At 66.7% G+C, this 3771-nt stretch carries 5 protein-coding genes and 1 pseudogene; 5 read left to right on the top strand and 1 reads right to left on the bottom strand.

What is annotated here, in order from left to right:
• A partial coding sequence (locus tag ACRDTL_RS13240) for an AurF N-oxygenase family protein (RefSeq protein ID WP_431507160.1) occupies positions 1-770 on the bottom strand: 770 nt, incomplete at its 3' end.
• Between the two features lie 122 nt (positions 771-892).
• Here ACRDTL_RS13240 and cobF point away from each other — a divergent pair.
• The 5 genes and pseudogenes from cobF to ACRDTL_RS13215 all read left to right on the top strand — a co-directional run bounded on the left by cobF (position 893) and on the right by ACRDTL_RS13215 (position 3708).
• Complete coding sequence (cobF, locus tag ACRDTL_RS13235; protein ID WP_431507159.1) at positions 893-1651, top strand: precorrin-6A synthase (deacetylating); 759 nt, start codon at positions 893-895, stop codon at positions 1649-1651.
• A 9-nt stretch (positions 1652-1660) separates the two neighbouring features.
• A complete protein-coding gene (locus tag ACRDTL_RS13230) occupies positions 1661-2065 on the top strand; it encodes a phage holin family protein (protein WP_431507158.1) in 405 nt (134 codons plus the stop codon).
• Between the two features lie 16 nt (positions 2066-2081).
• A pseudogene (locus tag ACRDTL_RS13225) lies at positions 2082-2324 on the top strand (DNA-formamidopyrimidine glycosylase family protein); the annotation flags it as partial.
• Between the two features lie 153 nt (positions 2325-2477).
• Complete coding sequence (locus tag ACRDTL_RS13220; RefSeq protein ID WP_431507161.1) at positions 2478-2945, top strand: zinc finger domain-containing protein; 468 nt, start codon at positions 2478-2480, stop codon at positions 2943-2945.
• Between the two features lie 13 nt (positions 2946-2958).
• The gene (locus ACRDTL_RS13215; protein WP_431507157.1) at positions 2959-3708 is read left to right on the top strand and encodes an SDR family oxidoreductase; all 750 of its coding nucleotides are present in this window, start codon (positions 2959-2961) and stop codon (positions 3706-3708) included.
• The last annotated feature ends 63 nt before the right edge of the window (positions 3709-3771 follow it).

The following is a 3771-nucleotide window of genomic DNA, read 5'->3' as shown; positions in this document are numbered from 1 at the left end:
GTGCGCGCCCGGCGCGCATCCAGGCCCGCTCTCGCGTAGGGGATCGGGTTGGTGAACAGGTAGCGGAAGAACCACCCGCCGACGCCGTTGATGTTGGCGACGAACCATCGGCTGAGTCGTCCCATTCCGGGCACCCGCCTGCGCAGACCGTCCCGCGCGAACTGGATGTGGCGGGCCTCTTCGGTGACATGAATCCGCATCAGCCGTTGGATCATCGGCTGCAGTTCCGGATCGTCCATCATTTGGCGCTGCAGCGCATCGAAGATTTCTTCCCCGATCAGCGCGGCCACCCACAACACCGAACCGCGAAAGAACAACGGCGGCGTGTTGATGATCATCCGCTGGTACAGGCGTGGGCGTACCGGCTTGGCGCCGACCCGCTCGATGGCCTTGCCGAACATCACCATGTGCCGGGTTTCGTCGCCCAGTTCGGTCAGCGCGTAGTGCGATGCGCGGGTGGTGGGGTTTTGGTGCATGAGTTTGCGCAGCAGCGCCTGGTTGAGGATGTTCTCGAACCAGATGCCCGCCGACAGCGTGTTGACCAGTTCCTGGCGGGACAGCTCGATGCGCTGCGCCCGGGTCATCTCGTCCCAGATCGGGGTGCCGTACAGCGACACGGTTCTCGGCGGCAGATAGAACTTGTCCGGGTCGAGCGGGGCGTCCCAGTCGATATCGACGACGGGGGCATAGGACTTCTTGACCGAGCCCTTCAGCAGACGCTCGGAGAACTCTTCACGGCCCGGACCGGCCGGCTTCGCCGCAGTGGTCATCGTTGACGTTCCTTCATGGTTTCCGACGGTAGGCAGAGCGGCGGAGAGATGTTAATACCCAGGGTATCCGATACCGGAGGTTCTGGCTACCCTGCCACGGGCCGGGTTAGGCTTCGGCGGCAATGAGCAGTCGGCACATCCACGTCATCGGCATGGGCGCCGGAGACCCCGGCTACCTGACCGTGCAGGCGATCGAGGCGCTCAACGACACCCAGGTGTTCTTCGCGATGGACAAGGGTCACCACAACGCGGGAGCCAAGACCGACCTGGTGGCGCTGCGCCGCGAGATCTGCGCGCGGTTCATCCGCAAACCCGGCTACCGATTTGTCGAACTGCCCGATCCGGTGCGGGCAAAAGACGGCGATTACCGGCAGACGGTGTCGGACTGGCACACGGCTCGCGCGCGGCTCTGGGCGTCGGCGATCGCCGACGAACTCGGTCCCGACGGCGTCGGCGCGTTTTTGGCCTGGGGCGACCCGTCGCTCTACGACAGCACCTTGCGCATCCTCGACGCCGTCGCCGCCGACATCGACATCAGCTATGACGTCATTCCCGGGATCACCGCCGTGCAGGCACTGACGGCCCGGCACGGCATCCCGCTCAACGACGTCGGCGAACCGGTCCTGATCACCACCGGCCGCCAACTCCGCGCGCACGGGTTGTCCGGGTCGGCGGTCGTCATGCTCGACGGCGAGTGCTCATTTCGCGAGTGCCCCGCCGACACCCGGATCTGGTGGGGGGCCTACCTGGGCACCGATGACGAACTGTTGATGGCGGGCACGGTCGGCGAGGTCGGGGACCGGATCGCCGCGCTGCGCGCCGACGCCCGCGCGCGACACGGCTGGATTATGGACACCTATTTGCTGCGTGCGCCGGAGTAGGTTCCCGCCATGGACCCAAGTTTTCGCCGTGTTGTCCTGCGTGCCGCGTTCACCGGATTGGCGCTGTGGGTGGTCACCCTCATCGTGCCCGGGCTCCGCTTCGTCGGCGGCCACACTACGTGGCAGAAGGTCGGCATCGTCTTGGTCGTCGCGGTGATCTTCGGCCTGGTGAACGCGGTCATCAAACCGATCGTGCAGATCCTGTCGATCCCGCTCTATATCCTCACCCTCGGGTTGATCCACATCGTCATCAACGCGTTGATGCTCTGGATCACCGCCTCGATCACCCGCCACACCACTCACTGGGGACTACTGATCGATCACTTCTGGTGGACCGCGATCTGGGCGGCGATCGCGTTGTCGATCGTCAGCTGGCTGCTGGCCATGGTGGTCCCCGACGTCGCTCGCCTCTGACCGGCACACTGGTGCCATGCCCGAGCTGCCCGAAGTCGAAGCGCTCGCCGACCATTTGCGCCGGTATGCGGTCGGCCTGCCGGTCGGTCGGGTCGATGTCGTCGCGTTTTCGGTGCTCAAGACCTTCGACCCGCCCGTGAGCGCGTTGCACGGCCGGACGGTCACCGGTGCGCACCGTTGGGGCAAGTACCTGGGCCTGCACGCCGGGGAACTGTTCTTGATCGGCCACCTCTCCCGGGCCGGCTGGTTGCGCTGGTCGGACAAGCTGGCGGCCGCACCGCTGCGGCCGGGCAAGGGACCGATCGCGCTGCGCGTTCACCTCGGTGACCCCGGTGCGGCGCCGGGATTCGACCTCACCGAAGCGGGCACCCAGAAGCGGCTGGCGGTGTGGCTGGTCACCGATCCGACACAGGTGCCGGGTATCGCCGCGCTCGGCCCGGACGCGTTGCAGCTCAGCGCCGACGAGCTGGCCGGGCTGCTGGCTTCAAACACCGGCCGGATCAAGACCGTCATCACCGACCAGAAGGTGATCGCCGGGATCGGCAACGCCTACAGCGACGAGATCCTGCACGTGGCCAAGCTCTCGCCCTTTGCCACGGCCGCCAACCTCTCCGACGCGCAGGTGACGGCGCTGCACGAGGCGATGGTGTCGGTGCTCACCGACGCGGTGACTCGCTCGGTCGGTCAGCAGGCCGCCACGCTCAAGGGGGAGAAGCGCTCCGGCCTGCGGGTGCATGCCCGCACCGGGTTACCCTGCCCGGTCTGCGGCGACACCGTGCGCGAAGTGTCGTTCGCCGACAAGTCGTTCCAGTACTGTCCGACCTGCCAGACCGGCGGCAAGGTGCTGGCCGACCGGCGGATGTCGCGACTACTCAAATAGCTATGCTTCCCGGGTGACTCGCCAGAAAATCCTCATCACCGGAGCGAGCTCGGGTCTGGGCGCCGGGATGGCCCGCGCCTTCGCCGCCAAGGGCCGCGACCTGGCGCTGTGCGCCCGTCGCACCGACCGACTCGATGAGCTCAAAGTCGAACTGGCCGAACGTTATCCGGACATCACGGTGGCCGTCGCCGCGCTGGATGTTACCGATCACGAACAGGTGCCGAAGGTGTTCGCGGAGCTTTCCGACGAGCTCGGCGGGATCGATCGCGTCATCGTCAACGCCGGTATCGGCAAGGGCGCGCCGTTGGGCTCGGGCAAGTTGTGGGCCAACAAGGCCACCATCGAGACCAACCTGGTGGCGGCGCTGGTGCAGATCGAAACGGCGCTGGAGATGTTCAAGCAGGCCGGCTCGGGGCATCTGGTGCTGATCTCCTCGGTGCTGGGCAACAAGGGCGTGCCCGGCGTCAAGGCCGCCTACGCCGCCAGCAAGGCCGGTGTGTCATCGCTGGGCGAATCGCTGCGCGCGGAGTACGCGAACGCCCCGATCAGCATCACCGTGCTCGAGCCCGGCTACATCGAGTCGGAGATGACCGCCAAGTCGGCGAGCACCATGCTGATGGTGGACAACGACACCGGGGTCAAGGCGATGGTCGCCGCGATCGAACGCGAAGCCGGGCACGCCGTCGTGCCGGCCTGGCCGTGGGCGCCGCTGGTCCAGTTGATGCGGGTGTTGCCGCCTCGGCTTACCAAGTACTTCGCTTAGCTTTTTTGCCGCGAGCGTGCGTGTCCCCGACCGACACGCCGCGCGTGCGGCCGGGGACACGCA

It is taken from the genome of Mycobacterium sp., from assembly GCF_050700595.1.
Taxonomy (GTDB): Bacteria; Actinomycetota; Actinomycetes; order Mycobacteriales; family Mycobacteriaceae; genus Mycobacterium.
The sequence above is the reverse complement of the archived record's forward strand: the minus strand, read 5'-3'. Positions and strand labels throughout refer to the sequence as shown.